Genomic DNA, 23,026 nt, shown 5'->3' on the forward strand with positions numbered 1-23,026 from the left:
CAAAGAGATAGAGCATTATGTCGCCCGAAAGCCGCTTCACACTTTTCGGCATCATGCTCTGGTCTGTGGACAACTCGGTTCAGCGTCCGGCCAGGATTGGTCGGACGCCGGCCGCGGGATAGGCTTAATTCATGAAGCCCTCCAAGGACATTTCCCGGTTGATCGAGATCATGGCGGCGCTCAGGGCGCCGAAGACCGGCTGCCCCTGGGATATCGAGCAGAATTTCTCGACCATCGCGCCCTACACGATCGAGGAGGCCTATGAAGTGGCCGACGCGATCGCGCGCGGCGATCTCGACGATCTGCGCGAGGAGCTGGGCGATCTGCTGCTGCAAGTCGTCTACCATGCGCAGATGGCCGAGGAGATCGGCGAGTTCGCTTTCGGGGATGTCGTCGAGGCCATCACCACCAAGATGATCCGCCGCCATCCGCACGTCTTCGGCGACGAGGAGGCGCGCAGTGCCGGCATGGCCAAGGGCATGTGGGAGAAGATCAAGACCGCCGAAAAGGCCGAGAAGCGCGACGCCCGCATCGCGCGCGGGCTCGACCCGGAAGATCACGGCAAGGGTTTTCTCGACAGCGTGCCGGTCGCGCTCCCTGCCCTGACGCGTGCCCTGAAACTGCAGGAGAAGGCCGCGCGCGTCGGCTTCGACTGGAGCGAGGCGGCTCCCATCCTGGACAAGATCGAGGAAGAGATTGGCGAACTGCGCGAGGCACTCGCCGGGGGCGACGCCGCACCCATCAAGGACGAGTTCGGCGACATGCTGTTTGCCGTCGTCAATCTCGGCCGCCACCTCAAGCTCGATTCGGAAGCGGCGCTCAGCGGCACCAACGAAAAGTTCCGTTCGCGATTCCACTATGTCGAGCAGGCTCTGGACGCTTCCGGCGGTTCTCTGGAGAAGGCGACGCTCGACGAGATGGAAGCGCTCTGGCAGCAGGCCAAAAGCGCCAAATAAACAGCGGTTTAGCTGCCGTTCTTGCGATGCAGGCGGCTCTCGATTTCCTGCCTGGCGTTGTGCGTGGCGGTCAGCGAGAGGGTGACGCTTCCGTCTTCATTGTCGGTGCGCGAAACGACGTCGCCGTTGCGGTAGAGCCAGTCGACCTGCCCGAGCTGGGCAGGGCTCAACGTCACCGTCATCGTTTCCAGCTCGCCCGACACCCGCGTCTCGATGAGCGCTTTCAGCGTGTCCAGTCCTTCGCCGGTCACCGCTGAAATGGCTATCGGCGGAGACTTGCCGCTTGCCCCTTCGTCAAGCAGCCGCTCGCGATTGCCTTCGTCGAGCAGATCGATCTTGTTCCAGACCTCGATCACGCGGCTCGCGTCGGCGGCGTCGACGCCGAGATCGCCAAGGATGCGTTCGACGTCCTCAGCCTGGGCGGCCGTGTCAGGGTCGGAGATGTCGCGCAGATGCAGCACGAGGTCCGCCTCGACCACCTCTTCCAGCGTCGCCCGGAAGGCGGCGACCAGATGCGTCGGCAAATCGGAGATGAAGCCCACCGTGTCCGATAGGATGACCGGCGTGCCGTGCGGCAGCCGCACGCGCCGCAACGTCGGATCGAGCGTCGCGAACAGCATGTCCTCGGCCAGCACCCCTGCCCCGGTCAGCCGGTTGAACAGCGTCGACTTGCCAGCATTGGTGTAGCCGACGATCGCCACCACCGGGAAAGGCACCTTCTTGCGCTTGGCGCGGTGCAGGTCGCGGGTACGGCGCACCGTCTCCAGCTCGTGTTTCAGCTTGGTGATCTTGTCCTGCAGGATGCGGCGGTCGGATTCGATCTGGGTTTCGCCCGGGCCGCCGAGGAACCCGGCGCCGCCACGCTGCCGCTCGAGGTGGGTCCAGCTCCGTACCAGGCGGCCCTTCTGATAGTTGAGATGGGCGAGCTCGACCTGCAGCGTGCCTTCCTTGGTGCGCGCCCGCTCGCCGAAGATCTCGAGGATGAGCCCGGTGCGATCGAGCACCTTGGCGTTCAGTTCCTTTTCGAGATTGCGCTGCTGCACCGGGGTCAGCGGATGGTCGACAATGACCAGCTCCGCCTTGCGTTCCTTCACGATATCCGCGAACTCGGCCACCTTGCCGCTGCCGAGCAGCGTGGCCGGCCGCGGATCGGCAACCGTCACCACCGCGGTGTGAACCGGGTTGAGATCGATGGCGCTGGCAAGGCCGACTGCTTCGTCGTGGCGTGCATCCGCCGAACGGCTCAGACGCGGACGGCTCGACTCGTCGTCGCCGCGCGGCTGGCGGGTAAGCACCGGCACAATGACGACGGCCCGGGTCGGATCCTTGGATTCCGGCCCGAGTTGATGTCCTTGTTTTCCGCGAACGCTGCGGTCCGCGTCCTTATCACGTGCCAATCAGGCGCCCTGGCTTTCCTCGCCATCGAACATCTGAACCGGCTGGCTCGGCATGATCGTGGAAATGGCGTGCTTGTAGACGAGCTGGGAGTGCCCGTCGCGCCGCAACAACACACAAAAATTGTCGAACGAAGTGACGACGCCGGTCAGCTTCACGCCGTTGATGAGGAAGATGGTAAGTGGATTTTTGCTCTTGCGAACTGAATTCAGGAACAGGTCCTGAAGGTTTTGCGATCGTTCCGCCATTTTTCTTGTCTTTCGCCGATCCCCTTCGGTTTACGGGCCAATGCGCCAAATTACGCGGCACCTGTCAAGCGCGCAAACCCCCTCTTGCCGACACAATGGCAAGCAGAATGAGATAGTTGAGGTTACTTCCAGTTGTGCGGTTATCAGGCTGGACTTTTTTCCGCAACGTCAAAAAAGGCCTGCCGCAACGAAAGTGTCACGGAACCAGGATGGCCATTCGCGATCGGCGCGCCGTCGATTTCCACCACCGGCATGGCGATCGTCGTCGCCGAACTGATGAAAGCCTCCCTGGCCGCCTTGGCTTCGGCGACCGAAAACCCGCGTTCCTCGATCTTGAGGCCGAGCTTTGCGGCGACATCGAAAAGCGTCGTGCGGGTGATGCCGCGCAGGATGCCGTGCTCGGCCGGCCGGGTCACCAGCACGCCGTCGCGGGTGACGATCCAGGCGTTGGACGAGCCGCCTTCCTTGACGTTGCCGTCGGTGTCGACGAACCAGGCTTCCTGGGCGCCGGCTTCCTTGGCCTTCTGCTTGGCGAGCACATTGGGCAAGAGGCCCGTGCTCTTGATGTCGACGCGGTCCCAGCGATTCTCAGGCACGGTGATGACCTTGATGCCGGTCTCCACCCGCTTCGCGCCCGCGGCCGGATCGGCTTTCCTGGCGGTTATGACCAGGGAAGGCCTTGTGCCCGCGGGCGGAAACACGAACTCGCGGCTGGCGACGCCGCGCGTCACCTGGAGATAGACGAGGCCGTCGACCACGCCGTTGCGATTGACCACCTCGCGCAGCAGCACCGGCAGGACGCTTTCGGAGACCGGCCAGGCGATCGACAGTTCCTTCAGCGAGCGCTTGAGCCGGGCAAGATGGCGCGGCATGTCGACGATATGGCCGCGCGCCACCTCGCAGACCTCATAGACGCCATCCGCGAACTGGTAGCCGCGGTCCTCGATATGGACACTGGCTTGGGCATGGACGACATAGCGCCCGTTGACATAGGCAATGCGCGGCATCGGCATCCTCAGGGAAATGTCCGGCTTTCTTAGGCGATTCCGCCGCTGCCGTACCAGACAATCGGCTGAGCCACGCCGGTCCTACACACCCAGCGACTTCAGCTTGCGGTGGAGCGCCGAGCGTTCCATGCCGATGAACTCGGCCGTCTTCGAGATGTTGCCGCCGAAGCGGTTGATCTGGGCGATCAGATAGTCCTTCTCGAATTGCTCGCGGGCCTCGCGCAACGGCAGCGCCATGATGTGCTGGTCCGACTGGTTGGGCGTGCGTGGCATCACGTCGCCGATCTCGGAGGGCAGAAGATCAGCCGTGATCGGCGCATCGGCCTCTTCGCCGCGCGCCAGAATCATCAATCGCTCGACATTGTTGCGCAGCTGGCGAACGTTGCCCGGCCAGTTATGCGCCTGCAGCACGGCCAGCGCATCGTCGCCGATGCGGCGCGGCTTGATGCCGGCCTGGCGCGCGATCTGCTTCATGAAATTGTCGACGAGATAGGGAATGTCCTCGCGCCGCTCGGCGAGCCCCGGCACCATGACCGGAACCACCGCCAGGCGATGGTAAAGGTCTTCGCGGAAGCGGCCGTCGGCGATCATCGCTTCGAGATTCTGCGAGGTCGAAGAGATGATGCGGACATCGACCTTGACGCGCTTGGTGCCGCCTACCCGCTCGAATTGCTGCTCGACCAGCACGCGCAGGATCTTGTTTTGCGTTTCGCGCGGCATATCGGCGACTTCATCGATGTAGAGGATGCCGCGATGCGCCTCTTCCAGCGCGCCGACCTTGCGCTCGGTGCCGTTCGATTCTGTGCCGAACAGCTCGATCTCCATGCGTTCGGGCGTGATGGTGGCCGCGCTCAGCGTCACGAACGGACCGGTCTTGCGCGACGAAAGCGTGTGGATGGCGCGCGCCGTCAGTTCCTTGCCGGAGCCCGAGGGACCGACGATCATGACGCGGCTGTTGGTGGGCGCGACTCGCTCGATGGTCTGCCGCAGCTGGCTCATCGCCGACGACATGCCGATCAGGTCGAAGGTCTCGCCGCTGCGCAGCTTGAGGTCGGAAACCTCGCGCCGCAGCTTGGACGTCTCCAGCGCGCGCTCTGCGACCAGGATGAGGCGATCGGCCTTGAACGGCTTCTCGATGAAGTCGTACGCGCCGCGCCGGATGGCCGACACCGCCGTCTCGATGTTGCCGTGGCCGGAAATCATCACCACCGGCATGTTCGGGTGCATGGTCTTGATCTCGTCGAGCAACGCCAGGCCGTCGAGGCGCGAACCCTGCAGCCAGATGTCGAGGAAAATCAGCCGCGGCGCGCGATCGGCGATCGCCGCGAGCGCGCTGTCGGCATCATGCGCCGTGCGTGTTTCATGACCCTCGTCGCTCAGGATACCGGCGACAAGTTCGCGGATGTCTTCCTCGTCATCGACGATGAGAATGTCAGACGCCATTACCGACCTTTTCAGTTTCTCTTTCGTGTTCGCTTCGACCTTCACCGCGTGGCGGCGCGGCTACGATCGTCGCCGGGGGCAGGATGATCGAGATCATCGCGCCCCGGCCGCCATGGAAATCCGCTGGCGCGTCGTGCAATTCGAGACGGCCGCCATGGTCTTCCACGATCTTCTTGACGATAGCGAGACCAAGCCCGGTGCCCTTCTCGCGTGTCGTCATATAGGGCTCGAGAAGCCTTTGGCGATTCTCGCGCGGTAGCCCCTTGCCGTTATCGATAACGTCGATTCGTATGGCGCCATCTTGGCGCCCGGCCTGAATCCGGATTGTGCCGCCCGAACGGTCTTGCGCATCAAGTCCGTCGATCGCCTCGGCCGCGTTCTTGATAACGTTGCCGAAGGCCTGCGCCATCAGGCGGCTGTCGAAAGTGCCTTTCAAGGGCTCGCTGCCGAAATCACGTTCGAAGGCGATGTCGGAGCGGCTGACCTCGACCAGGAAGGACGCCTCGCGCAGCGATTCACGCAGGTCGATAGCCTTCATCTCGGGCTTCGGCATGCGGGCAAAGGCCGAGAATTCGTCGACCATGCGGCCGATGTCCTCGACCTGGCGGATGATGGTATCGGTGCACTGGTCGAAGACCTCGCGGTCCTCGGTGATGACCTTGCCGTAGCGGCGCTTTATGCGCTCGGCCGAAAGCTGGATCGGTGTCAGCGGGTTCTTGATCTCATGCGCGATGCGCCGCGCGACGTCGGCCCAGGCCGACGAGCGCTGTGCCTGGACGAGATCGGTGATGTCGTCGACCGTGACCACATAGGATTTCTCTTCCTCGCCGTCGTCGCCGGATTCGACCGTCACCTGGACATTGAAGGTGCGCTCCAGACCGGTGCGGAAGAAGGTCACCTGCTCGCGATAGACCGGCTTGCCGGACTGCCGCCCGATCTCGAAGACGCGGCCGACAAGCGGCAGGACCGTCGACAGGTTCTGGCCGAGCGTCGCATTTGCCGAAATCGTCAGCATGGTCTCGGCCGAGCGGTTGACGATGGTGATGATGCCGTAAGGGTCGACACCGATGACGCCGGCGGTGACGCCGGCGAGCACCGCCTCGGAGAAACGCCGGCGCTCGTCGATCAGATCCTTGGCCGAGAGCAGCTCGTTGCGCTGCGATTTGAGCTCGAGGATCATGTTGTTGAAGGTCTCGCCGAGCGAGGCGACGTCGCCATCGGACTGGCGTACTGGAACGGCAGCGTCGAGATTGCCGGTCGCCACCTCGTCGGCAGCGCCGATCAGCTGGCGGATCGGCCGCACGATCCGGTCGGCGACCGCGATGCCGGTCCAGATAGCCGAGAGCGTGATGATCAGCGTCAGCGACAGATAGGGCAGCGCGAAGGCGACCTGCGAGGTCCGGCGGTTGTCCTCGAGATTGCGGTATTCGTCGGTGTTGGACCTGACGATCTGGCGCGCCTTGATCACGTCGGGATCGACGAGCCGAATCGTATACAGGTAAAGCCCTTCGATCTCCCGCAGCTTGATGATGGCGCCCATGATGTTGCGGGTGCGCGGCTCGATCAGCACCGGCTTGCCGTCGGACGCGGTGTCGACAGCGCCCGAAGGCGGCTCTGGCATGGGGAAATCGGCATCGGTCTTGGCGTTCATGACGAACGAGCCATCCGGCTTGATCAGGGCCGCATGCGCCAGTCCGCGCCCGACGGCTTCCTTGTTCAACAGGTCGAGGAAACCGCCCCGGTCGAGGCCGTAGAGCGTGCGCGAGGCATCGAGATCGTATGCCATGGACAATGTCGTGCCCTGCAGGTTGCGCGCGTTCTCCTGCACATAGGCGTCGGCAATCGACAGCGATGAGTTGACGATCGTCTTGGTGCGGATTTCGAACCAGCGGTCGAGGCCGATGTCGAGCGTGATCGAAGCGATGATCGCCACCATGATGGCCGGAATGGCGGCAACCAGCGCGAACATGGCGACGATGCGCACATGCAGCCGCGAGGCAGCCCTGCCGTGGCGCCGCGCCAGGACGATGCGTCGCACCTCGCGGGCGATCAAGGCGATGAGGAACAGGACAAAGACGGCATTGGCCGCGATCAGGGCCCAGGTCGCGTCGGCGGTCGGCGCGATCGGCGTTGCGCCGACCAGGATCGCAAACGAGATGGCGGCCGTGATCATCGCGCCGGCTATGGCGACGACGCCGGGCAACGCCAGCAACCGTCGCCCGTCACGCGTGCCGGTCTGGTTGAAAAGCCGTTGGTTCAGGGTCGGAGCCTCAGCTGCCATGTCGCGGTACAGAGTCGGTCATCGCGTCGGATGTATGCAACGCATTGTGGCGATTATGCAACAAGTGTGGCCGGGAAGATAATCTTTCCCAGACAAAATTCACCGAGGGGACGAGGTGACGCTACGGCTGCCTGGCCGATTTGTAGACGTTGACGCCGAGCTCGCGGATCTTCTTGCGCAGCGTGTTGCGGTTGAGCCCCAAAAGTTCCGCCGCCTTGATCTGATTGCCGCGCGTCGCCGTCATCGAAGCCAGCACCAGCGGATACTCGACCTCGGCAAGAATGCGCTGGTAAAGCCCGGCCGGCGGCAATTCGCCGGCGAAGGAGGCGAAATAGCGCTGCAGGAAATGCTCGACCGCCTGGCCGATCGACAGATCGTCGGGGATGAGCGCGCCGCCGTCGGGCACGACCGGCCTTTCGCCGGTCTTGAGTTCGGACTCGATGATTTCCGACGAAATCTCGTCCTGCGAGTAGAGGGCGGCCAGCCGGCGCACCAGGTTTTCAAGCTCGCGCACATTACCCGGCCAGGGATAGCGTTTCATGAGCTCGATGCCGCCGGACGATATGCGCTTGGTCTGCAAGCCCTCGCTGGCGCCCTGCTTGAAGAAATGCCGCACCAGATCGGGAATGTCCTCGGAACGCTCGCGCAGCGCCGGCAGCCTCAGCGGCACGACATTGAGGCGATAGAACAGGTCCTCGCGGAACAGGCCCTGGTTGATGAGCGTGCGCAGGTCCTTGTTTGTGGCCGCGACGATGCGCACGTCGGTCTTGATCGGCGTGCGGCCGCCGACCGTGGTGTATTCGCCCTGCTGCAGCACGCGCAGCAGCCGGGTCTGCGCTTCCATCGGCATGTCGCCGATCTCATCGAGGAACAGCGTGCCGCCCTCGGCCTGCTCAAAGCGGCCGCTGGAGCGGTTCTGGGCGCCGGTGAAGGCGCCCTTCTCGTGGCCGAACAGTTCCGATTCGATCAGGTCGCGCGGAATCGCCGCCATGTTGATGGCCACGAACGGGCCGCCGCGGCGGCGGCCGTACTCGTGCAGCGCGCGCGCCACCAGCTCCTTGCCGGTGCCGGACTCGCCGCTGATCATGACCGTGAGGTCGGTCTGCATCATGCGCGCCAGCATGCGGTAGATATCCTGCATGGCGGCGGAGCGGCCGACCAGCGGCATCGTCTCCGGCTGATCTTCCGCGCGGGCATCGAGCTTCGGCCGCTTCGGCTCGGCCAGCGCCCGGTTGACGATGTTGAGCAGCTCCGTCAGGTCGAACGGCTTCGGCAGATATTCGTAGGCGCCGGTCTCGGAGGCGCGGATAGCGGTCATGAAGGTGTTCTGCGCGCTCATGACGATGACCGGCAGCTCGGGCCGCGCCTTCTTGATGCGCGGCAGCATGTCGAAGGCGTTTTCGTCCGGCATCACCACGTCGGTGATGACGAGATCGCCCTCGCCCGCCGCCACCCAGCGCCACAGCGTCGAGGCATTCGAGGTGACGCGCACCTCGTGGCCGACCCGCGACAGCGCCTGGTTGAGCACGGTGCGGATGGCCGCATCGTCGTCGGCGACGAGAATATTGCCGCGAGCGGTCATGTGCGGTCTCCTTCAGCTTCCTCGCCGGCGCCGGGCGCGGTCTCCTTCCAGGCCGGAAGCAGGATGCGGAACGTCGTCCCGCGCGGCGTCGAATCGCATTCGATGATGCCGCCATGCTCGCCGACGATCTTGGCTACCAGCGCCAGCCCAAGTCCTGAGCCATTGGGTTTGGTGGTGATGAACGGATCGAACAGGATCGGCAGGATGTCCTCGGAGACGCCGGGCCCGTTGTCATGCACGCAGAACTCCAGCGGCAACGAGACCCGGTCCTGCGTCCCCGGCACGGAAACACGGATGCCAGGGCGAAAAGCCGTCGAAAGCATGATCTCGCCCTGCGGGTCGGCGCCGATAGCCTCGGCGGCGTTCTTCACCAGATTGAGGAAGACCTGGATCAGTTGGTCGCGGTTGGCGAAGACCGGAGGCAATGATGGATCATATTCCTCCAAGATCTTGATCCGTCTTGCAAAACCATTCTTGGCAATCGCCTTCACATGGTCGAGCACGACATGGATATTGACCGGATAGCGCTCAATCGGCCGCTCGTCGGAGAACACTTCCATGCGGTCGACCAGCGAGACGATGCGGTCGGTCTCGTCGGTGATCAGGCGGGTCAGCGCGCGGTCTTCATCGGAGGCGGAAAGCTCGAGCAACTGGGCGGCGCCGCGGATGCCGGAGAGCGGGTTCTTGATCTCATGCGCGAGCATCGCGGCAAGACCGGTGACGGAGCGCGCCGCACCGCGATGCGTCATCTGGCGGTCGATCTTGTCGGCCATCGACCGTTCCTGAAACATGACGACGACCGAGCCGGGAAACTCCGGCACCGGCGCGACATAGAGATCGACCATCTTCTCGATGCCGAGGCGCGGCGACGAGACGTCGACGCGGTATTCGTTGACCGGCGCGCGGCGTTCGCGCACTTGATCGACCAGCGTCAGCAACGGGCTGCCGAAGGGCACCAGCTTGGACAGCGTGTTGCGGGCCAGCATGGTCGCGCTGGAGCGGAAGAAGTCCTCGGCATCGGCGTTGGCAAAAATGATGAAGCCGTCGGGATCGACCATGATCACCGGGCGGCGGATGGTGTTGAGCACGATGTTGGCGGCGTCCGCCATGTCGGCCTGCTGGGGAACGTTGGCCTTCATGCCGCGCTCCGCAGGCTGATCGAGCACAAGCTGTCAGTGAACGCGCGGCGCAGCTCGGCGACGACTTCCCGCGGGTCGAAGGAAGTCAGAATGCGTTTGCGCAGCTCGGCTGAAACATCGGCCGTATGGCGGTCAAGATACCAGCCGACATGCTTGCGCGCCTGGCGCAGGCCACTTTCGATACCGTAGAGCGAGAGCATATCCTCGTAGTGGGACACGACGTAGTCGGCGAGTGCCCGCGGCATGCGCGGAATTGCTTGCGCGCTTGCACCGGCGGCGGCTGTGGCAATGTCGCCGGCGATCCATGGTGCGCCGTAATGCGCGCGGCCGATCATCACCGCGTCGGCGCCGGACTGTTCGAGGATGGTCGCCGCCTCTTCCGGCGACCCGACATCGCCATTGGCCACCACGGGTATCGATACAGCTTCCTTGACGCGCGCGATGGCGCGCCAATCGGCCTTGCCCTGGTAGAACTGGCAGCGGGTGCGGCCATGCACGGTGACCATCCTGACGCCGGCCTGTTCGGCGCGGCGCGCCAGCATCGGCGCGTTGAGCGCGCTTTCGTCCCAGCCGAGCCGCATCTTGACCGTCACCGGTACCGAGACTGCGCCGACCACCGCCTCGATCAGCGACAGCGCATGGTCGAGGTCGCGCATCAGCGCCGAACCGGCATAGCCGCCGGTCACTTTCTTCGCCGGGCAGCCCATGTTGATGTCGATGATATCGGCGCCCTCGCCCGCCGCTATGCGCGCGCCTTCGGCCATGTGCACTGCCTCGCGGCCGGCAAGCTGCACCATATGCACAGGCAGGCCGGAATGACGGATGCGAAGATCGCAGCCTGCCCTGCCCTTGGCCAGTTCACCGCTCGCAACCATTTCCGAAACGACCAATCCCGCGCCATGCGCGTGGGCGCGCTGCCGGAACGGCTCGTCGGTGATGCCCGACATCGGCGCCAAGAAAACGCGATTACGGATTTTCACGCCGCCGACATCGAGCGGCGATGCCAATGTGGTCAATTCAGTCATGCACAAAAACCAAGCATGTTCGGTCGTTGCACATTCTCTAGCCAGAAGTGTGGCATTGTGCAACGCGCAATGACGTCACATTAAGGCGCATTTTGGAAAATGCTGGCCTTCGGCCGAGAGCGCGACTAGAGCATGATGCCGAAAAGTGTGAGCGGTTTTCGGCCGACATCATGCTCTACTTCTTTGATTTAGAGACGGATTCAGATTTCAGGTCGAATCGACCTGAAATCATCCGGCTCTAGGACCGATCGGAATGAGCGAGGCAAGCGAAAAGCAAGCGGCGGGCCTGAGTGGCGGGATCGGGGTGGTGATCGTTGCCGCCGGCCGTGGCGCGCGCGCCGGACAGGTCGACGGTCCGAAGCAATATCAGCGCATCGGCGGCCGCGCCGTCATCGCGCATACGCTGGATATCTTTCTCTCCCATCCGATGATCGGCCGCGTGGTCGTGGCCATCCACGCCGACGATGCCGAACTCTTCCAACGCGCGGCCGAGGCGCATGGCGATCGCCTTGTCGCCGTGATCGGCGGCCCTTCGCGCCAGGCGTCCGTCCGGCTCGGGCTTCTGGCATTGAGGAACCAGGCACCCGCAAAAGTTCTGGTGCACGATGCCGTACGCCCGTTTGTCGATGCCGGGCTGATCGACCGCACCATCGAAGCGATCGGCGAGCGCCAGGGCGCGCTGCCGGCACTGCCCGTCGCCGACACGCTGAAGCGGGAATCGGCCGCCGGCATGATCGACGAGACGGTGTCGAGAGCCGGCCTTCATGCCGCGCAGACGCCGCAAGGTTTTCCGTTCTGGCCGTTGCTCGCTGCGCACGAAAAGGCGCATCATCTGGGCAAGACGGAATTCACCGACGACGCGGCGATCGCCGAATGGGCGCAGATACCGGTCAAGATCGTTCCCGGATCGCCGGACAACGTCAAACTCACCTGGGCAAGGGACATTGCATTGGCCGACCAGCGGCTCTTGAGCGCGCAGCGCTTCCCGGATATTCGCACCGGCAACGGCTACGACGTGCACGCGTTCGAGCCCGGCGACCATGTCACGCTCTGCGGCGTCGCCATCCCGTATGATCGCAAACTTTCCGGTCACTCCGACGCCGACGTCGGGCTGCATGCGCTGACCGATGCGTTGCTCGCCACCTGCGGCGCCGGCGATATCGGCACGCACTTCCCGCCATCGGACCCGCAATGGAAGGGTGCCGTTTCGAAGATCTTCGTCGAGCATGCGGCAAGGCTGGTGCGCGAGCGCGGCGGCCGCATCGCCAATGCCGACATCACGCTGATCTGCGAGGCGCCGCGCGTCGGGCCGCATCGCGCCGCGATGACGGAGGCGCTTTCGGCCATGCTCGGCATCGCGCGCGAGCGTATTTCGATCAAGGCGACGACCAACGAGAAGCTCGGCTTTGTCGGGCGTGGCGAAGGCATCGCCGCGATCGCTACCGCCAGCGTCGTCTATCCGGGAGAGGTGCCGGCATGAGCAACGCCGAACTCGCTATAGCTTTGCTCCAGGCCTGTCAGCAGCGCGGCATCATGCTGGCGACGGCCGAAAGCTGCACCGGCGGCCTGATCATCGCGGCGCTGACCGACATCGCCGGGTCCTCCGCCGTGGTCGATCGTGGCTTCGTCACCTATTCCAACGAAGCCAAGATGGAGATGCTCGGCGTTTCCGCCGCCACGATCGAGGCCCATGGCGCGGTCTCGCGCCAGACGGTGCTGGAGATGGCCGCCGGTGCGCTGACGCATTCGCAGGCGAAGATCGCGCTCGCCGTCACCGGCATTGCCGGTCCGGGCGGCGGCTCGACGGACAAGCCGATCGGCCTTGTCTGGTTCGGGATAGCGCTTGCCGGACAACCCGTTATCGCCGAGCGGCAGTTGTTCGGCCACAAGGGCCGCGAATTCATCCGGCACGAGACGGTAAGGCACGCGCTGCAACTCGGCTTGCGCGCGCTGGGCAGGATCGAGCCGGGTGAAAATCAGGCGGGCTTTACACCGTAGATAACGTCGGCGCGTTTCTCGAAAGCTTCCGAGAACATGCGGAAGGCTCGATCGAACATCGTGCCCATCACCGCGCCCAGGATGCGGCTTTTGAATTCGTAATCGATGAAGAAATGCACCTCGCAGCCGCCTCCGGCGGGATCGAAACGCCAGATATTGCTGAGATATTTGAACGGACCGTCGATGTATTTGACGTCGATCGCTTTCTCGTCGGGCTTCAGCAACACCTGGGTCGTGAAGGTCTCGCGGATCGCTTTGTAGCCGATGCTCATGTCGGCAACCAGGATGGTGCGGCCGTCGCGCTCCTTGCGCGAGCGCACGGTGAGCGATTCACAGAGCGGCAGGAATTGCGGGTAAGCCTCGATGTTCGCAACCAGCGCGAACATCTCTTGCGGTGTATGCGCGACGCGGCGTGTCGCCTCGAATTTCGGCATTGAAGGTCAGCTGGCCTTCGCGAGCTGCGCCTCGCGCGCCGCGCGCAACCTGGCGAAATCCTCGCCGGCGTGATGCGAGGAGCGGGTCAGCGGGCTCGACGCCATCAACAGGAAACCCTTGGTCTTGCCTATCGTCTCATAGGACTTGAACTCGTCCGGCGGGATGAAGCGGATCACCGGATGGTGCTTCTTCGAGGGCTGCAGGTACTGGCCGATGGTCATGAAGTCGACATTGGCCGAACGCAGATCGTCCATCAATTGCAGCACCTCGTTCCGCTCTTCGCCGAGGCCGACCATGATGCCGGATTTGGTGAAGATCGACGGGTCGAGTTCCTTGACCCGCTGCAAAAGCCGGATCGAGTGGAAATAACGCGCGCCGGGACGGACCGTCAGGTAGTTCGACGGCACGGTTTCGAGATTGTGGTTGAAGACATCGGGCTTGGCGGCGACGACGATCTCCAGCGCGCCGTCCTTGCGCAGGAAGTCGGGCGTCAGGATCTCGATCGTCGTCGAAGGCGTTGCCGCGCGGATGGCGCGGATGACTTCGGCGAAATGCTGCGCGCCGCCGTCGGCCAGGTCGTCGCGGTCGACGGAGGTGATGACGACGTGGCTCAGCCCCATCTGCTTGACGGCGTGCGCCACGCGCGCCGGCTCATCCGCATCGAGGGCGGTCGGGATACCGGTCGTGACATTGCAGAAGGCGCAGGCGCGCGTGCAAATCTCGCCCATGATCATGAAGGTGGCGTGCTTCTTGTCCCAGCACTCGCCGATATTCGGGCAGCCGGCCTCCTCGCACACCGTCACCAGCTTGTGCGACTTCACGATCTCGCGCGTTTCGGCATAGCCCTTGGAAACCGGCGCCTTGACGCGGATCCAGTCGGGCTTGCGCAGCACCTCCTGGTCGGGCCGGTGCGCCTTCTCGGGATGCCGCGGGCGCGGCCGGTTGGCGATCGTGTCTACGACTGTGACCATCTCAAACCCTTCGCGGCCGCGATTTCGCTAGCCGCCTGTCCTTCGACATCTAGGACTTTTCGAGACAAAGAAAAAGGTCGCGGCGGCGCATGCCGCCACGGCCATTTTCGCATAGCGTCTTCATTCAGCGGCGAACAAGCCGTCCCACGAAGATCAGCAGACAGGCGCCGATGAAGCCGGTGATCAGATAGGCGACCCAGCCGACGCCGAACGACTGGATGTTGAGAGCCTGCAGGATCGCGTTGAGCACCACCGCGCCGACGACCCCCATGATGATGTTCATGAAGATGCCGGTGTTGCTCTTCATGACCATCTCGGCCAGCCAGCCCGCCAAGCCGCCGACGATGATGGCTGCGATCCAGCCGACGCCATTCATATGCATGTGCCAATTCCTCCTCGATCAGGTGAAGATGCATCCGGATACGAACTGCCTTGCCGTCAGATTTCTCCGGCTGCCGCGCGTGAGTCTCGCCCAACCAAGTTAGCACGGGTTGGCGATTTATCACCGATCGGTGACTTATCATGCGTTCAAAGCGCGGCCATAGGCGTCGAGCACGCTCTCCTTCATCATCTCCGAGAGCGTCGGATGCGGGAAGATCGTGTGCATCAGCTCTTCCTCGGTCGTCTCCAGGTTCATCGCCACGACAAACCCTTGGATGAGCTCGGTCACCTCGGCGCCGACCATGTGCGCGCCGAGAAGCTGTCCGGTCTTCTTGTCGAAGATGGTCTTGACGAAGCCCTGGTCCTCGCCGAGCGCGATGGCCTTGCCGTTGGCGCTGAAGGGGAAGCGGCCGACGCGGATGTCCTTGCCTTCAGCCTTGGCCTTCGCTTCCGTCAAGCCAACGGACGCAACCTGCGGGCTGCAATAGGTGCAGCCGGGGATCTTCAACTTGTCGATGGCATGCACGCCCGGGAAATTGGCTATCTTCTCGATGCAGACGACGCCTTCATGCTCGGCCTTGTGGGCGAGCATCGGTGGGCCGGCGACGTCGCCGATGGCGTAGACGCCGGGCACATTGGTCTTGCCGTAGCCGTCGACGACCACGCAGCCGCGATCCGTCTTCACGCCAAGCGCTTCCAGGCCAAGATTTTCGATGTTGCCCTGCACGCCGACGGCCGAGATCATGCGGTCGGCGGTGATCTTCTCGACCTTGCCGTTCTTCATCTCGACATGCGCGGTGACCGAATTGGCGCCCTTTTCAACCTTGGTCACCTTGGCCTCGAGGAGGATCTTCATCCCCTGCTTCTCGAACTGCTTCTGCGCGAATTTCGAGACCTCGGCGTCCTCGACCGGCATCACCGCCGGCAGCAGCTCGACCACCGTCACATCGGCGCCCATGGTGCGGTAGAAGGAAGCGAACTCGATGCCGATGGCGCCCGAGCCCATCACAAGCAGCGACTTCGGCATTTCCTTCGGTACCATGGCCTCGAAATAGGTCCAGATCAGCTTGCCGTCCGGCTCGATGCCGGGCAACGCGCGCGGCCTTGCGCCGGTCGCCAGGATGATGTGCTTGGCAGTGTAGGTGCCCTCGCCCTTGACGCCTTTCGGCACCGGCGGCTGCGGCTCCATCGCCTTCTTCGCGGTCTTCGAAACGACGACCTCACCGGGCTTCGAGAGCTTCGCCTCGCCCCAGATGACGTCGACCTTGTTCTTCTTCATCAGGAAGCCGACGCCGGTGTTGAGCCTGAGCGACACTTTTCGCGAGCGGTCGACCACGGCGGCGGTGTCGGGGATAATTTTACCGCCTTCAAGCTTCAGCCCGTAATCCTTCAGATGATCCGAATAATGCATAATCTCGGCCGAGCGCAGCAGCGCCTTGGTGGGGATGCAGCCCCAGTTGAGGCAGATGCCGCCAAGATGCTCGCGCTCGACGATTGCCGTCTTGAAGCCGAGCTGGGCGGAACGCACCGCCGTGACATAGCCGCCGGGGCCTGAGCCGATGATGATGACGTCGTAGGATTCAGCCACGGGTTTTCTCCCTGATCTTTCTGAGGGTTAGAGCGAGAGCATGATGCGCACGAGCGGCGCCAGAGCCTTGCCGATGTTTCGCGTGTTCTCGGCATCGAGATGGACGCCGTCGAGCGGCGTGGTGGTGGCGACGTTGCCGGCGTCGAAGAAGCCGCAGCCAGCCTCGTCGGCAAGTGCCGAATATTGCGGCGCCAGCCGCTTGGACGCGTCGTCGCCGCCGGCGAACATTTCCTTGAATTCGGCGTTGTCGGTGCGCGTCACCGCCGGCGGCGCGACGATGAGCATCTGCGGCGCCGGCCATTCGAATGGGAAGTCATGGCCGCGCACGATATCGATCAGCCGCTGCACGCCTTGCTTGGCCGCGACCGGATTGCCGTGAATCCAGGGCTTCATGTCGTTGGAGCCCAGCATGACGATGACGAGATCGAGCGGCGCATGGCTGGTCAGGATCGTCGGCAGGACGCGGGCGCCATTGCGATCGGCGCCGGCCAGATGGTCGTCGAAGGCGGTGGTGCGGCCGTTGAGGCCTTCGGCGATGACCTCGACGTCGTCGCCCAGTGCCGCCTTCAGCACACTCGGCCAGCGATCTTCCAGCGCGTGGCGGCCGAGGCTGCCGGCGTCATAGCCCCAGGTCAGCGAGTCGCCATAGCAGAGAATTGTCTTCATGCGGTTGCCCCACCCTTGCCGAAATCTGACTGTGAGCGCCTGACACGCCGGCGTGCGAAGAGCTCGCCAGCGGGATCGAAAATGACCAAGGCGAAAAGGCTGGTGAAGAATTTCCGCACCGCCTTTTCCCTTTTACACCAGCATGCCCATCGGGTTTTCGATCAAGCGCTTGAAGGCGCCGAGCAGTTCGGCGCCGAGCGCGCCGTCGACGGCACGGTGATCGGTCGACAAGGTCACCGACATCACGGTGGCTATTCTAATCTCGCCCTTCTTTACCACCGCCCGCTCCTCGCCGGCGCCGACCGCCAAAATCGTCGCATGCGGCGGGTTGATGACCGCGGCAAAGTCCTTGATGCCGAACATGCCCAGATTCGACACCGCCGTCGTGCCGCCCTGATACTCTTCCGGCTTCAACTTGCGGCTTCTGGCGCGGCTCGCCAGGTCCTTCATCTCGTTGGAGATGACCGACAGCGTCTTTTCGTCCGCATGGCGGATGATCGGGGTGATCAGGCCGCCGGGGATCGACACGGCGACGCCGACATCGGCGTGCTTGTGCTTGACCATGGCGCTCTCGGTCCAGGAGGCATTGGCGTCCGGCACCGCCATCAGCGCCATGGCCATCGCCTTGATCACCATGTCGTTGACCGAGAGCTTGTAGGCCGGGGCTTCGCCCTTGTCGGTCTTCCTCATGGGTGCTGCGGCATTCAATTGCGTGCGCAGCGCCAAGAGCGCATCGAGTTCGCAATCCAGCGTCAAATAGAAATGCGGAATGGTCGACTTCGCCTCGACCAGGCGGCGCGCGATGGTCTTGCGCATATTGTCATGCGGCACCAGCTCATAGGAGCCTTCGGCGAACAGCTTCAGCACCTGATCGTCCGACATCGGCCTTGGCGCGGCCGCCGGAGCGGATGGAGCACCGGCAGGCGCCTTCGCAGCCGGAGCGCCGCCGGAAGCGATCGCCGCCTCGACATCGACCTTCACCACGCGGCCATGAGGGCCGGAACCGGTCAGCGCGGTCACGTCGACGCCGGCATCCTTGGCGATGCGGCGAGCCAGCGGCGATGCGAAGACGCGATCGCCGGCAGCGTGCCCGTTGGCGGCGGGTGCAGGCTCGGCCTTCGCCGCCGCGGCTGCTGCCGGCTTGGGGGCTTCCTTGGGCGTTTCGGCCTTCGGGGCATCCGCTTTCGGCGCTTCGGCCTTGGGCGCGGCGGCGCCGCCGCTCTTGGCAGCGGCAGCGGCATCCTCGCCTTCACCAGCCAGGATGGCAATCAGCGCGTTGACCTTGACGCCCTCGGTGCCAGCCGGAACCACCAGCTTGGCGACCGTGCCTTCATCGACGGCCTCGACTTCCATCGTCGCCTTGTCGGTCTCGATCTCGGCGATCACGTCGCCGGGCGAGACCTTATCGCCTTCCTTGACCAGCCACTTGGAAAGATTGCCCTCTTCCATCGTGGGCGAGAGCGCCGGCATGGTGATGTTGATTGGCATGATGTCCTCCCGACCGGCTCAGCGATAAGTGACGGCTTTGACGGCCTCGACGACTTCGCCGACGTTTGGCAATGCCAGCTTCTCGAGGTTCGCCGCGTAAGGCATCGGCACGTCCTTGCCGGCGATGGTGATCACCGGCGCATCGAGGAAGTCGAAGGCGCGCTGCGAGACCTGGCTGGCGATGTGGTCGCCGACCGAGTTCTGCGGATAACCTTCTTCCACCACCACCAGACGGTTGGTCTTCTTCACCGAAGCGATGATCGTGTCGAAGTCGAGCGGCCGAATGGTCCTGAGATCGATGATCTCGGCATCGATGCCCATGCCGCGCAGCTCGGCTTCCGCCTTGACCGCATAGGTCATGCCGATGCCGAAGGAGACGAGTGTGACGTCCTTGCCCTGCTTGTGGACACGCGCCTTGCCGATCGGCAGCACGAAGTCGTCGAGCTTCGGCACGTCGAAGGAATGGCCGTAGAGGATCTCGTTCTCCAGGAAGATGACCGGGTTCGGATCGCGAATGGCCGCCTTGAGCAAGCCCTTGGCGTCGGCAGCCGTATAGGGCATCACCACCTTTAGGCCGGGAATATGGCTGTACCAGGCGGCATAGCATTGCGAGTGCTGCGCGGCGACGCGGGCAGCCGCACCGTTGGGACCACGGAACACGATCGGCGCGCCCATCTGGCCGCCGGACATATAGAGCGTCTTGGCGGCCGAGTTGATGATCTGGTCGATCGCCTGCATGGCGAAGTTGAAGGTCATGAACTCGACGATCGGTTTCAACCCGGCCATCGCGGCGCCGACGCCGACGCCGGCAAAGCCATGCTCGGTGATCGGCGTGTCGACGACCCGTCGCGGCCCGAATTCCTGCAGCAGGCCCTGCGTGATCTTGTAGGCGCCCTGGTACTCGGCGACCTCCTCGCCCATGACGAAGACATCGCCGTCGCGGCGCATTTCCTCGGCCATGGCGTCACGGAGCGCTTCGCGCACCGTGGTGGAAACCATCTCGGTGCCGGCGGGAATATCCGGATCGGCGGCGATCTCCGCCTTCGGCGCGGCGGCGACCGGCGTGGCAGCGTCGCTCTTGGCCGCGGCGGGGGCCGGCGCCGGTGCGGCTTTTTCAGCCTTGGCGGTCTCTTCTTCGCCGATGCCTTCGCCAGCCTTGTCGACGTCTTCGCCGTCGACGGCAAGCACGGCGATGACCGCATTGACCTTGACGCCTTCACTGCCGGCGGGAACCACGATCTTGGCCAGCGTGCCTTCGTCGACGGCTTCGACTTCCATCGTCGCCTTGTCGGTCTCGATCTCGGCGATCACGTCACCGGCGACGATCTTGTCGCCTTCGTTCTTCAGCCATTTGGAAAGATTGCCCTCTTCCATCGTCGGGGAGAGCGCGGGCATGAGAATTTCGATCGGCATGTCCTTGCCTCCCTAGTGTACGATGTCGGTCCAGAGCTCGGACGGATCCGGCTCGGCGTCGTGCTGGGCGAATTCGGCGGCATCGGCGACGACGTCACGAACCTCCTTGTCGACGGTCTTGAGCTCGTCCTCGCTCGCCCACTTCTTGTCGAGCAGCCGCGCCTTGACCTGCTCGATCGGGTCATGCTCGGAGCGCATCTTCTGCACTTCCTCCTTGGAGCGGTATTTCGCCGGGTCCGACATCGAATGGCCGCGATAGCGGTAGGTCTGCATCTCGAGGATGAGTGGACCGTTGCCGGCACGGCACCATTCGGTGGCGAGATCGGCCGCCGACTTCACGGCGCGGACGTCCATGCCGTCGACCTGGATGCCCGGGATCTTGAAGGAAGCGCCGCGATGCGAGAAGTCGGTCTCGGCCGACGAGCGCGACACGGACGTGCCCATGGCGTAGCGGTTGTTCTCGATGATGTAGATCACCGGCAGCTTCCATAGCGAGGCCATGTTGAAGCTTTCATAGACCTGGCCCTGGTTGGCGGCGCCGTCGCCGAAATAGGTCAGCGAGACGTTCTTGTTTTCGCGGTAGCGGTTGGCGAAGGCGAGACCGGTGCCGAGCGACACCTGCGCGCCGACGATGCCATGGCCGCCATAGAAATGCTTCTCCTTGGAGAACATATGCATGGAGCCGCCCTTGCCCTTCGACAGGCCGCCGCGGCGCCCGGTGAGCTCGGCCATGACGCCGCGCGGCGACAGCTCCATCGCCAGCATGTGGCCATGGTCGCGATAGGCGGTGATCATCTGGTCGCCTTCGACCAGCGCCATCTTCATGCCGGTGACGACGGCCTCCTGGCCGATATAGAGGTGGCAGAAGCCGCCGATGAAGCCCATGCCGTAGAGCTGGCCGGCCTTCTCCTCGAAGCGGCGGATCAAAAGCATGTGCCGGTAGGCGGAAAGCTCTTCTTTTTTGGTGAAATCGGCCGGCTTGGGCGCTGACAGATTGGGCTGTTTGTCGGATCTGGATTTTGCGGGCGCTTTTTTGGCGGCGGTGGCCATGCGTCACTCCCTGTTGGCGTCTCTTCGCGGACATTCAGGGAGAGCGATCGTCTCCCCACCGATTTGCGGAAAGCTAACATGCAAGGATGCATTGCGCCATGCTGAAAAATGCATGGCTGGCATGCATCTAAGCGATTAGAATCATTGAAAATAAAGACGATTAACCGTAATTCGGTTATTTCGCCGGAGCAGGCAGCATGATGGTGATTTCGTCGGGATGGGACAGATTGAGCGCCTTTCGGGCCTGCTCGTCAAGCATATCCTTCTCCAGCGTGCCTTCATGCAGCAGCTGGACGCGGCGCTCGAAGTCGACACGGCGTGCTTTGACGGCATCGAGTTGAGCCTGCAATTCGACCTTGCGGGCCTCGAGCCGATATTTGGAATAGATGCCGAATTCGCCGTGATAGGCATGGAAGCCGAAATAGGCCAGGAAGAGCACGCAAAGCGAGGGGATGATCAGCCTGCCGGTGTTTCTCTGCTTGTGCTGACGTGTCCACATGACCCGAACCCTCGCGGCCGCGAACGCAAGCGACCATGAATCGTATTTCGCCCGATTGTGCTTAATGGACGGTTACGGGCGGCCTTATCGAGGATCGCCGGAACAAAAAAGGGCGGGAATGACCCGCCCTTGTCAGATTGTTCGAACAGACCGGATCAGCCCTTGACCACGGACTTGCCGGCGTAGCGCGCCTGCTTGCCAAGCTCTTCCTCGATGCGGATGAGCTGGTTGTATTTGGCCATACGGTCCGAGCGCGACAGGGAGCCGGTCTTGATCTGCCCGCAATTAGTGGCGACCGCGAGGTCGGCGATGGTCGAATCCTCGGTCTCGCCTGAGCGATGCGACATGACGGCGGTGTAGCCGGCCTTGTGCGCGGTCTCGACCGCGTCGAGCGTCTCGGTCAGCGAGCCGATCTGGTTGACCTTGACCAGGATCGAGTTGGCGACGCCCATGCGGATACCGTCGCGCAGCCGCGCCGTGTTGGTGACGAAGAGATCGTCGCCGACGAGCTGGGTCTTCTTGCCAATCAGGTCGGTCAGTATCTTCCAGCCTTCCCAATCGTCCTCGGCAAGGCCGTCCTCGATGGTGATGATCGGATAGTCGGCGGCGAGCTTGGCAAGGTACTTGGCCTGCGCCTTCGGATCGCGGGTCTTCTTCTCGCCTTCATAAACGTAATTGCCGTCCTTGAAGAACTCGGTCGCCGCGCAGTCGAGACCGAGGGCCACGTCCTCGCCTGGCTTGAAGCCGGCCTTCTCGATCGATTCCATGATGAAATCGAGCGCCGAAGGCGCGCTCTTCAGGTTGGGAGCGAAGCCGCCCTCGTCGCCGACATTGGTGTTGTGGCCGGCATCCTTGAGCTTCTTGCGCAGCGTGTGGAAAATCTCCGAGCCCCAGCGCACGCCGTCGCGCAGCGTCGGCGCGCCGATCGGCAGGATCATGAATTCCTGGAAATCGATCGGGTTGTCGGCATGCGCGCCGCCGTTGATGATGTTCATCATCGGCACCGGCAGGATGTGCGCCTTGGTACCGCCGACATAGCGATAAAGCGGCAGGCCGGCGGCTTCCGCAGCGGCCTTGGCGACCGCGAGCGATACGCCAAGGATGGCGTTGGCGCCGAGGCGGCTCTTGTTCGGCGTGCCGTCGAGCTCGATCATCGTCTGGTCGATATGGATCTGGTTCTCGGCTTCCATGCCGCCGATCGCCTCGAACAGCTCGCCGTTCACCGCTTCGACGGCGCGCTGAACGCCCTTGCCGAGATAGCGCGGCCCGCCGTCCCGCACCTCAACCGCCTCATGCGCGCCGGTCGATGCGCCCGACGGCACCGCGGCGCGGCCCATCGAGCCGTCCTCCAGCACCACGTCGACCTCGACGGTCGGATTGCCACGGCTGTCCAGGATTTCACGCCCGACAATGTCGATGATGGCGGTCATTTGCGATGTCCCCGATTGATCGATTGAAGCG

The 23,026-nt window shown here is 63.6% G+C and carries 21 protein-coding genes; 3 read left to right on the plus strand and 18 right to left on the minus strand.

Translation table 11 applies throughout. From position 1 onward, the window contains the following. The first annotated feature begins 131 nt into the window (after positions 1-131). Entirely contained in the window at positions 132-956 is an 825-nt protein-coding gene (gene mazG, locus FJ956_RS06805; RefSeq protein ID WP_140672974.1) for a nucleoside triphosphate pyrophosphohydrolase, read from the plus strand. 8 nt (positions 957-964) lie between these two features. On the opposite strand, the gene hflX is transcribed toward mazG, so the two are convergent. The 8 genes from hflX to dusB all read right to left on the minus strand — a co-directional run bounded on the left by hflX (position 965) and on the right by dusB (position 11,076). Beyond that, positions 965-2,353, minus strand: coding sequence for a GTPase HflX (gene hflX, locus FJ956_RS06810; RefSeq protein WP_140672975.1), 1,389 nt, complete (start codon positions 2,351-2,353; stop codon positions 965-967). After that, positions 2,354-2,599 carry an RNA chaperone Hfq gene (hfq, locus tag FJ956_RS06815; protein ID WP_006202172.1) on the minus strand — a complete coding sequence of 82 codons (246 nt, stop codon included), beginning with the start codon at positions 2,597-2,599 and terminating at the stop codon, positions 2,354-2,356. It lies immediately after the preceding gene. 143 nt (positions 2,600-2,742) lie between these two features. Beyond that, positions 2,743-3,606: a D-amino-acid transaminase gene (locus FJ956_RS06820; protein ID WP_140672976.1), complete on the minus strand. Its 864-nt coding sequence runs from the start codon at positions 3,604-3,606 to the stop codon at positions 2,743-2,745. An 81-nt stretch (positions 3,607-3,687) separates the two neighbouring features. Continuing rightward, complete coding sequence (locus FJ956_RS06825; RefSeq protein WP_140672977.1) at positions 3,688-5,049, minus strand: sigma-54 dependent transcriptional regulator; 1,362 nt, start codon at positions 5,047-5,049, stop codon at positions 3,688-3,690. Then, the gene (locus tag FJ956_RS06830; RefSeq protein ID WP_140672978.1) at positions 5,039-7,330 is read right to left on the minus strand and encodes a PAS domain-containing sensor histidine kinase; all 2,292 of its coding nucleotides are present in this window, start codon (positions 7,328-7,330) and stop codon (positions 5,039-5,041) included. The genes FJ956_RS06825 and FJ956_RS06830 overlap by 11 nt, the downstream gene beginning before the upstream one ends. 121 nt (positions 7,331-7,451) lie before the next feature. Then, a complete protein-coding gene (gene ntrC / locus FJ956_RS06835) occupies positions 7,452-8,912 on the minus strand; it encodes a nitrogen regulation protein NR(I) (protein ID WP_140657239.1) in 1,461 nt (486 codons plus the stop codon). Next, the gene (locus FJ956_RS06840) at positions 8,909-10,051 is read right to left on the minus strand and encodes a nitrogen regulation protein NR(II) (protein ID WP_140672979.1); all 1,143 of its coding nucleotides are present in this window, start codon (positions 10,049-10,051) and stop codon (positions 8,909-8,911) included. Before FJ956_RS06840 ends, ntrC begins: the two co-directional genes overlap by 4 nt. Beyond that, complete coding sequence (gene dusB / locus FJ956_RS06845; RefSeq protein WP_140672980.1) at positions 10,048-11,076, minus strand: tRNA dihydrouridine synthase DusB; 1,029 nt, start codon at positions 11,074-11,076, stop codon at positions 10,048-10,050. The genes FJ956_RS06840 and dusB overlap by 4 nt, the downstream gene beginning before the upstream one ends. A gap of 253 nt (positions 11,077-11,329) precedes the next feature. Between dusB and FJ956_RS06850 the strand changes: the two genes are divergently transcribed. Both FJ956_RS06850 and FJ956_RS06855 read left to right on the plus strand, forming a co-directional pair. After that, positions 11,330-12,556 (plus strand): bifunctional 2-C-methyl-D-erythritol 4-phosphate cytidylyltransferase/2-C-methyl-D-erythritol 2,4-cyclodiphosphate synthase, encoded by a 1,227-nt coding sequence (locus FJ956_RS06850; protein WP_140672981.1) that lies wholly within the window; start codon positions 11,330-11,332, stop codon positions 12,554-12,556. Beyond that, positions 12,553-13,074, plus strand: coding sequence for a CinA family protein (locus FJ956_RS06855; RefSeq protein ID WP_140672982.1), 522 nt, complete (start codon positions 12,553-12,555; stop codon positions 13,072-13,074). The genes FJ956_RS06850 and FJ956_RS06855 overlap by 4 nt, the downstream gene beginning before the upstream one ends. Here FJ956_RS06855 and FJ956_RS06860 read toward each other — a convergent pair. The 10 genes from FJ956_RS06860 to eno all read right to left on the minus strand — a co-directional run bounded on the left by FJ956_RS06860 (position 13,053) and on the right by eno (position 22,995). After that, positions 13,053-13,508: a type II toxin-antitoxin system RatA family toxin gene (locus FJ956_RS06860; RefSeq protein WP_140672983.1), complete on the minus strand. Its 456-nt coding sequence runs from the start codon at positions 13,506-13,508 to the stop codon at positions 13,053-13,055. The genes FJ956_RS06855 and FJ956_RS06860 overlap by 22 nt on opposite strands. Positions 13,509-13,514: 6 nt before the next feature. Further along, complete coding sequence (gene lipA / locus FJ956_RS06865; RefSeq protein ID WP_140672984.1) at positions 13,515-14,480, minus strand: lipoyl synthase; 966 nt, start codon at positions 14,478-14,480, stop codon at positions 13,515-13,517. Positions 14,481-14,604: 124 nt separating this feature from the next. Continuing rightward, a complete protein-coding gene (locus FJ956_RS06870) occupies positions 14,605-14,862 on the minus strand; it encodes a GlsB/YeaQ/YmgE family stress response membrane protein (RefSeq protein ID WP_140672985.1) in 258 nt (85 codons plus the stop codon). A gap of 138 nt (positions 14,863-15,000) precedes the next feature. Beyond that, positions 15,001-16,449 carry a dihydrolipoyl dehydrogenase gene (gene lpdA / locus FJ956_RS06875; protein ID WP_140672986.1) on the minus strand — a complete coding sequence of 483 codons (1,449 nt, stop codon included), beginning with the start codon at positions 16,447-16,449 and terminating at the stop codon, positions 15,001-15,003. Positions 16,450-16,476: 27 nt separating this feature from the next. Next, positions 16,477-17,115, minus strand: coding sequence for an SGNH/GDSL hydrolase family protein (locus FJ956_RS06880; protein ID WP_140672987.1), 639 nt, complete (start codon positions 17,113-17,115; stop codon positions 16,477-16,479). Positions 17,116-17,247: 132 nt separating this feature from the next. Beyond that, positions 17,248-18,603 (minus strand): pyruvate dehydrogenase complex dihydrolipoamide acetyltransferase, encoded by a 1,356-nt coding sequence (locus FJ956_RS06885; RefSeq protein WP_140672988.1) that lies wholly within the window; start codon positions 18,601-18,603, stop codon positions 17,248-17,250. A gap of 18 nt (positions 18,604-18,621) precedes the next feature. Continuing rightward, positions 18,622-20,016, minus strand: a complete 1,395-nt coding sequence (locus FJ956_RS06890; RefSeq protein WP_140672989.1) for a pyruvate dehydrogenase complex E1 component subunit beta — start codon at positions 20,014-20,016, stop codon at positions 18,622-18,624. 12 nt (positions 20,017-20,028) lie between these two features. After that, on the minus strand, positions 20,029-21,066 hold the full coding sequence (pdhA, locus tag FJ956_RS06895) for a pyruvate dehydrogenase (acetyl-transferring) E1 component subunit alpha (protein WP_140672990.1): 1,038 nt from the start codon (positions 21,064-21,066) through the stop codon (positions 20,029-20,031). 175 nt (positions 21,067-21,241) lie between these two features. Then, positions 21,242-21,565 carry a septum formation initiator family protein gene (locus FJ956_RS06900; RefSeq protein WP_140672991.1) on the minus strand — a complete coding sequence of 108 codons (324 nt, stop codon included), beginning with the start codon at positions 21,563-21,565 and terminating at the stop codon, positions 21,242-21,244. Between the two features lie 155 nt (positions 21,566-21,720). Further along, the gene (gene eno / locus FJ956_RS06905; RefSeq protein WP_140542896.1) at positions 21,721-22,995 is read right to left on the minus strand and encodes a phosphopyruvate hydratase; all 1,275 of its coding nucleotides are present in this window, start codon (positions 22,993-22,995) and stop codon (positions 21,721-21,723) included. Positions 22,996-23,026: the final 31 nt, after the last annotated feature.

Origin of the sequence: Mesorhizobium sp. B2-4-3, assembly GCF_006442815.1 — a bacterium.
In the GTDB taxonomy this organism is placed as follows: Bacteria; Pseudomonadota; Alphaproteobacteria; order Rhizobiales; family Rhizobiaceae; genus Mesorhizobium.

Excerpts from the sequence above, each read along its gene's own strand:
- FJ956_RS06880 (WP_140672987.1), bottom strand. The coding sequence starts at position 17,115 with ATGAAGACAATTCTCTGCTATGGCGACTCGCTGACCTGGGGCTATGAC.
- hfq (WP_006202172.1), bottom strand. The coding sequence starts at position 2,599 with ATGGCGGAACGATCGCAAAACCTTCAGGACCTGTTCCTGAATTCAGTT.
- FJ956_RS06885 (WP_140672988.1), bottom strand. The coding sequence starts at position 18,603 with ATGCCAATCAACATCACCATGCCGGCGCTCTCGCCCACGATGGAAGAG.
- FJ956_RS06850 (WP_140672981.1), top strand. The coding sequence starts at position 11,330 with ATGAGCGAGGCAAGCGAAAAGCAAGCGGCGGGCCTGAGTGGCGGGATC.
- eno (WP_140542896.1), bottom strand. The coding sequence starts at position 22,995 with ATGACCGCCATCATCGACATTGTCGGGCGTGAAATCCTGGACAGCCGT.
- FJ956_RS06830 (WP_140672978.1), bottom strand. The coding sequence starts at position 7,330 with ATGGCAGCTGAGGCTCCGACCCTGAACCAACGGCTTTTCAACCAGACC.
- mazG (WP_140672974.1), top strand. The coding sequence starts at position 132 with ATGAAGCCCTCCAAGGACATTTCCCGGTTGATCGAGATCATGGCGGCG.
- FJ956_RS06820 (WP_140672976.1), bottom strand. The coding sequence starts at position 3,606 with ATGCCGCGCATTGCCTATGTCAACGGGCGCTATGTCGTCCATGCCCAA.
- FJ956_RS06900 (WP_140672991.1), bottom strand. The coding sequence starts at position 21,565 with ATGTGGACACGTCAGCACAAGCAGAGAAACACCGGCAGGCTGATCATC.
- FJ956_RS06855 (WP_140672982.1), top strand. The coding sequence starts at position 12,553 with ATGAGCAACGCCGAACTCGCTATAGCTTTGCTCCAGGCCTGTCAGCAG.
- FJ956_RS06825 (WP_140672977.1), bottom strand. The coding sequence starts at position 5,049 with ATGGCGTCTGACATTCTCATCGTCGATGACGAGGAAGACATCCGCGAA.
- FJ956_RS06870 (WP_140672985.1), bottom strand. The coding sequence starts at position 14,862 with ATGCATATGAATGGCGTCGGCTGGATCGCAGCCATCATCGTCGGCGGC.
- ntrC (WP_140657239.1), bottom strand. The coding sequence starts at position 8,912 with ATGACCGCTCGCGGCAATATTCTCGTCGCCGACGACGATGCGGCCATC.
- lipA (WP_140672984.1), bottom strand. The coding sequence starts at position 14,480 with ATGGTCACAGTCGTAGACACGATCGCCAACCGGCCGCGCCCGCGGCAT.
- FJ956_RS06860 (WP_140672983.1), bottom strand. The coding sequence starts at position 13,508 with ATGCCGAAATTCGAGGCGACACGCCGCGTCGCGCATACACCGCAAGAG.
- FJ956_RS06840 (WP_140672979.1), bottom strand. The coding sequence starts at position 10,051 with ATGAAGGCCAACGTTCCCCAGCAGGCCGACATGGCGGACGCCGCCAAC.
- pdhA (WP_140672990.1), bottom strand. The coding sequence starts at position 21,066 with ATGGCCACCGCCGCCAAAAAAGCGCCCGCAAAATCCAGATCCGACAAA.
- FJ956_RS06890 (WP_140672989.1), bottom strand. The coding sequence starts at position 20,016 with ATGCCGATCGAAATTCTCATGCCCGCGCTCTCCCCGACGATGGAAGAG.
- dusB (WP_140672980.1), bottom strand. The coding sequence starts at position 11,076 with ATGACTGAATTGACCACATTGGCATCGCCGCTCGATGTCGGCGGCGTG.